The organism is Citrobacter sp. VF227 (assembly GCF_052950715.1).
Genome location: NZ_JBRFVF010000535.1, coordinates 1 through 445 on the forward strand (window position 1 = coordinate 1; position 445 = coordinate 445).

1 protein-coding gene is annotated in these 445 nt (G+C 70.8%); it reads right to left on the reverse strand.

Translation table 11 applies throughout. The features are described from left to right. Window positions 1–445: toprim domain-containing protein (locus ACU8YC_RS27720; RefSeq protein WP_446896358.1), on the reverse strand; the 445-nt coding region annotated here is incomplete at both ends.

Below are 445 nucleotides of genomic sequence, written 5' to 3' on the forward strand. Positions count from 1 at the left end.
CAACGGACTGCACGCGCCCCGCCGAGCGGGCGCCCGGGAGCTTGCGCCACAGGACCGGCGAGAGGTTGAAGCCGACGAGGTAGTCGAGCGCGCGGCGCGCCAGGTAGGCGTCGACCAGCGCCTGGTCGATCTCGCGCGGCTTGCGCATCGCCTGCTCGACCGACGCCTTGGTGATGGCGTTGAAGGTCACGCGCTCGACCGGGATGCCCTTGAGCGCCTTGCGGGCGGTGAGCGCCTCCAGCACGTGCCAGGAGATCGCCTCGCCCTCGCGATCCGGGTCGGTGGCGATGATCAGCTTGTCGGCGCCCTTGACCGCCTTGGCGATCTCGGAGACCCGGCTCGCCCCGCGGTCGGCCAGTTCCCAGACCATGCGGAAATCCTGCTCGGGATCCACCGAGCCGTCCTTGGGCGGCAGGTCGCGGATGTGCCCGAAGGAGGCGATGAC